Source organism: Pseudomonas sp. NPDC088885 (genome assembly GCF_044750025.1).
GTDB lineage: Bacteria > Pseudomonadota > Gammaproteobacteria > Pseudomonadales > Pseudomonadaceae > Aquipseudomonas > Aquipseudomonas rustica.
The window spans coordinates 4,808-8,444 of the sequence record NZ_JBIVJB010000131.1 but is presented as its reverse complement, the minus strand read 5'-3'; the positions used below and the strand labels follow the sequence as shown (position 1 = coordinate 8,444).

Genomic DNA, 3,637 nt, shown 5'->3' with positions numbered 1-3,637 from the left:
CGACGATTAACCCAGAGCCGCACCGGTCGCACTCCTGATATACAGATAAGTCCTGATCACGATGGCCCTACTGCAGATCGCCGAACCCGGCCAAAGTCCTCAACCGCACCAGCGTCGTCTGGCTGTGGGGATTGACTTGGGCACTACCAATTCGCTGGTCGCTGCGTTGCGCAGTGGTCTTTCCGAACCGTTGGCCGACGCAAACGGGCAGGTCATCCTGCCGTCCGCTGTGCGTTATCACGCCGATCACGTCGAAGTCGGCGAGTCGGCCAAGCTGGCCGCCGCTTCCGATCCTTTGAACACCGTGCTGTCGGTCAAGCGCTTGATGGGTCGTGGTCTGTCCGACGTCAAGCAATTGGGCGAGCAACTGCCATACCGCTTTGTCGGTGGCGAATCGCACATGCCGTTCATCGACACCGTGCAAGGCCCGAAAAGCCCGGTAGAAGTCTCCGCCGATATCCTCAAGGTTTTGCGTCAGCGCGCTGAAGCGACCTTGGGTGGCGAACTGGTGGGTGCGGTGATCACCGTTCCGGCTTACTTCGATGATGCTCAGCGTCAAGCGACCAAAGATGCGGCCAAGTTGGCCGGTCTGAACGTGCTCCGTCTGCTCAACGAGCCGACCGCAGCCGCTGTGGCCTACGGTCTGGATCAGCATGCCGAAGGCCTGGTCGCGATTTATGACTTGGGCGGCGGTACTTTCGATATTTCGATTCTGCGTCTGACTGGCGGTGTTTTTGAAGTGCTGGCCACTGGCGGCGACAGCGCGCTGGGCGGCGATGATTTCGATCACGCGATTGCCGGCTGGATCATCGAGAGCGCCGGCCTGTCCGCCGATCTCGATCCGGGCGCACAACGTAATCTGCTGCAAACCGCTTGCGCGGCCAAAGAAGCCCTGACCGACTCGGCCAGTGTTGAAGTGGCCTACGGCGACTGGAAAGCACCGCTGACCCGCGAAGCCTTCGATGCGCTGATCGAGCCAATGGTCGCGCGCAGCCTGAAAGCTTGCCGCCGCGCCGTGCGCGACTCCGGCATCGAGCTGGACGACGTACACGCTGTGGTTATGGTTGGCGGTTCGACTCGCGTTCCTCGCGTTCGCGAAGCCGTTGCCGAAGCCTTTGGTCGTCAGCCTCTGACCGAAATCGACCCGGATCAAGTGGTGGCCATCGGTGCCGCGATCCAGGCCGATACCCTGGCTGGCAACAAGCGCGATGGCGGCGAACTGCTGCTGCTCGACGTGATTCCACTGTCCCTGGGGCTGGAAACCATGGGCGGTTTGATGGAGAAGGTGATTCCGCGCAACACCACCATCCCCGTCGCTCGCGCACAAGATTTCACTACGTACAAAGACGGCCAGTCGGCCATGGCGATCCACGTTCTGCAGGGTGAGCGCGAGCTGATCAGTGACTGCCGCTCGCTGGCGCGCTTCGAATTGCGTGGCATTCCAGCGATGGTCGCCGGTGCAGCGAAAATTCGCGTGACCTTCCAGGTCGATGCCGACGGTCTGCTCAGCGTGTCTGCCCGTGAACTGGGCTCCGGCGTTGAGGCGAGCATCCAGGTCAAGCCGTCTTACGGTCTGACCGATGGCGAAATCGCCAAAATGCTCAAGGATTCGTTCCAGCACGCTAATGACGACAAGGTCGCCCGTGTTCTGCGTGAGCAGCAAGTCGATGCCCAGCGCCTGATCGAAGCGGTGCAGGGTGCTCTGGAAGTTGATGGCGAGCGTTTGCTCGACGCCGAAGAGCGCATGGTCATCGACTTGCAGCTGCAGGAACTGGCTGAACTGATGAAAGGTACCGATGGTTACGCCATCGAGCAGCAGACCAAGCGTCTGTCGCAAGTGACCGATGCTTTTGCTGCCCGCCGCATGGATCTGACGGTGAAAGCCGCTCTGTCGGGGCGCAATCTGAATGAAATCGAGGATATCTGATGCCGCAGGTCATTTTTCTGCCCCACGAGAAGTTCTGCCCTGAAGGCATGGTGGTCGAGGCTGCGCCCGGCACATCGATTCTCGAACTGGCCCACGAACACCACATCGAGATGGAAAGCGCCTGCGGCGGCGTCTGCGCTTGCACCACCTGCCACTGCATCATCCGCGAGGGTTTTGACTCGATGGAAGAGGCTGACGAGCTGGAAGAAGACTTCCTCGATCGTGCATGGGGTCTGGAAGCGCAATCGCGTCTGGCCTGTCAGGCTATCGTTGGTGAAGAAGACATCACCGTCGAAATTCCAAAATATTCGCTTAACCATGCGGCTGAAGCGCCGCACTGACTGGTAAGACTGTCATGAGCTACGGTTGGAATGATGTTCAACGTATTGCAGAAGAACTGGCCGAGGCCCATGCCGGCGTCGATCCATATTCTGTAGGTTTTGTCCGTTTGCAGCAGATGATCCTTGATCTGCCTGACTTCGATTGCACTTCTGGCCGTGTCGGCGAGAAGGTGCTGGAAGCGGTTCAGGAGCTCTGGGCCAAAGAATTGGACTGATCGTCTCGCAGGTTAGGCAATACCCAAGAACCCGCGTATAATTCGCGGGTTTAATTTTTCGCAAATTACCGTTTCTGGAGTTACACCATGGCTGTTCAACGCACTTTCTCCATCATCAAGCCTGACGCTGTTGCAAAAAACGTCATCGGCGAAATCACCACTCGTTTCGAAAAAGCCGGCCTGCGCGTTGTAGCTTCGAAACTGAAGCAACTGTCCAAAGCTGAAGCTGAAGGCTTCTACGCTGAGCACAGCGCTCGTGGTTTCTTCGGCGACCTGGTTGCTTTCATGATCTCCGGCCCTGTTGTTGTTCAGGTTCTGGAAGGCGAAAACGCTATCGCTCTGAACCGTGAGCTGATGGGCGCTACCAACCCTAAAGAAGCTGCTGCCGGCACCATCCGCGCTGACTTCGCTGATTCCATCGACGCCAACGCTGTTCACGGTTCGGACTCCGAAGCCGCAGCTGCTCGTGAAATCTCGTACTTCTTCGCAGCTACTGAAGTAACCACTCGCTAAGCATTGGCTTAAGAGTGAAGGTGAATCCATGACTACATCGACTGTAAAAACCAACCTGCTGGGTCTGACTCAACAGGAAATGGAAAAATTCTTCGACTCAATCGGGGAGAAGCGTTTCCGTGCCGGTCAGGTAATGAAATGGATTCACCACTTTGGTGTCGATGATTTCGACGCCATGACGAACGTCAGCAAGGCCTTGCGCGACAAGCTCAAGGTTATTGCTGAAGTCCGTGGTCCGGAAGTGGTCAGCGAGGACATCTCCACCGACGGCACCCGTAAGTGGGTGGTGCGTGTGGCGTCCGGCAGCTGCGTCGAGACCGTGTACATTCCCCAGGGCAAGCGCGGCACTTTGTGCGTTTCGTCCCAGGCAGGCTGTGCCCTGGATTGCAGTTTTTGCTCCACCGGTAAGCAAGGCTTCAATAGCAACCTCACCGCCGCCGAAGTCATCGGTCAGGTGTGGATTGCCAACAAATCTTTCGGCAGTGTCCCGGCAACCGTCGACCGTGCCATCACCAACGTGGTGATGATGGGCATGGGTGAGCCGCTGCTGAACTTCGACAACGTCGTCGCCGCCATGCATCTGATGATGGATGACCTCGGCTACGGGATCTCCAAGCGCCGCGTGACCCTGTCCACCTCGG

5 protein-coding genes are annotated in these 3,637 nt (G+C 58.1%); all 5 read left to right on the top strand.

The window, feature by feature from the left end; genetic code table 11:
* Positions 1-61: 61 nt before the first annotated feature.
* The gene (hscA, locus tag ACIP1X_RS26355) at positions 62-1,927 is read left to right on the top strand and encodes a Fe-S protein assembly chaperone HscA (protein WP_400755747.1); all 1,866 of its coding nucleotides are present in this window, start codon (positions 62-64) and stop codon (positions 1,925-1,927) included.
* A complete protein-coding gene (gene fdx, locus ACIP1X_RS26350; protein ID WP_007916885.1) occupies positions 1,927-2,268 on the top strand; it encodes an ISC system 2Fe-2S type ferredoxin in 342 nt (113 codons plus the stop codon). The genes hscA and fdx overlap by 1 nt, the downstream gene beginning before the upstream one ends.
* A gap of 14 nt (positions 2,269-2,282) precedes the next feature.
* Positions 2,283-2,483, top strand: coding sequence for a Fe-S cluster assembly protein IscX (gene iscX, locus ACIP1X_RS26345; protein ID WP_400755746.1), 201 nt, complete (start codon positions 2,283-2,285; stop codon positions 2,481-2,483).
* Positions 2,484-2,570: 87 nt separating this feature from the next.
* Entirely contained in the window at positions 2,571-2,996 is a 426-nt protein-coding gene (gene ndk / locus ACIP1X_RS26340; RefSeq protein ID WP_007916882.1) for a nucleoside-diphosphate kinase, read from the top strand.
* Between the two features lie 28 nt (positions 2,997-3,024).
* Positions 3,025-3,637 (top strand): 23S rRNA (adenine(2503)-C(2))-methyltransferase RlmN (gene rlmN, locus ACIP1X_RS26335; protein WP_400755745.1); only part of this gene is annotated, 613 nt, incomplete at its 3' end.